We start from the raw sequence: 1262 nt of genomic DNA, 5'->3' as shown, positions 1-1262 counted from the left end.
TTGGTGTAGCCCATGTCCACGTAGAACGGGTTGGCCATGATGCCCATCACCACGTCGCTGATGCGGTACACGGCGATGAGCGCCAGGATCAGCGCCGCCTGCCAGCGGTAGCGCCCGATGAAGTCCGCGAACGGATCGACCAGCGCGCCGCGCAGCCACTCGGCCGGGTTGCGCGCGGGCGGCAGCGGGCGCGGCACGGGCTCGCGCGACAGCAGCACGGTCGCGGTGCCCACCAGCATCGAGGCGGCCATCGTGAGGTAGGCGGCCTGCCAAGCGCCGTGCTGGTAGCCGGCGAGGCCGGGCAGTTCGGCGCGCGCGGCCACCCACAGCACGCCCGCGCCGGCCCAGATCATCGCCAGGCGGTAGCCCGTCTGGTAGGTGGCGGCCAGCGCGGCCTGGCGGTCGGCGTCGGCCGATTCGATGCGGAAGGCGTCGAGCGCGATGTCCTGCGTGGCCGAGCCGAACGCCACGGCCAGCGCGCACCACACCAGTGGTTCGAGCGCCACGCGCGGGTCGTTGAACGCCATGCCCACGAGGCCCGCCATCACCATCGCCTGCGACACCACCAGCCAGCCGCGCCGGCGCCCCAGCCAGCGCGTGAGCAGCGGCAGCGGCATGCGGTCCACCAGTGGCGCCCACACCCACTTGAACGCGTAGGCCAGGCCCACCCAGCTCAGGTAGCCGATGGTGGTGCGGTCCAGGCCCGCCTCGCGCAGCCAGAACGACAGCGTGCCCAGCACCAGCAGCAGCGGCAGTCCGGCGGAGAACCCCAGCGCCAGCATGCGCAGGCTGGCCGGTTCGAGGTAGACGAGCCAGGCCTCGCGCCAGCTGCGGCGGGGGGCGGTGGCGGGGGCGTGGTCTGGGAGCATCGGAAGGGGTGGGCGGGTCGGGCCGGGTAGGGGGATCGCAGGGATTATCCGCACCCCTTCCCCGGGTGGGCCGGCCGTGCGCGCGCCGTGCCGCTACGATGCGCGCCATGGGCCCTGCCGCCGTCCTCCATCCCACCTGCTCGGTGCGCTGCTACAGCGGCGAACACGCCGCGCATGCGCACGGCCACGCGCAGGTGCTCTACGCGCTGCACGGGCGCATGGAGCTGGAGGTGGCGGGCCGCGCCGCCTTCGTGGACACCACCTGCGGCATGGTCATTCCGGCCGGCACGGCGCACGCGTTCCTGGCCCCGCCCGGCGCGCGGATGTTCGTGATCGACGCGCCCGACCAGCCCGGCGTCGCGCGCGTGCGGCGCTTCGCCATCGCGCCCGCAG

General features: G+C 74.1%; 2 protein-coding genes. One reads left to right on the top strand and one right to left on the bottom strand.

The window, feature by feature from the left end; genetic code table 11:
• On the bottom strand, positions 1-869 hold an 869-nt coding region (locus AC27IO_RS24380; RefSeq protein WP_498741237.1), incomplete at its 3' end, for an MFS transporter.
• Between the two features lie 107 nt (positions 870-976).
• On the opposite strand from AC27IO_RS24380, the gene AC27IO_RS24375 reads away from it, so the two are divergent.
• The coding region (locus AC27IO_RS24375; protein WP_498741236.1) for a cupin domain-containing protein at positions 977-1262 on the top strand (286 nt) is incomplete at its 3' end.

The sequence above is a fragment of the Acidovorax sp. KNOB132 genome (genome assembly GCF_057541515.1).
This window is presented reverse-complemented; position numbering and strand designations above follow the sequence as displayed.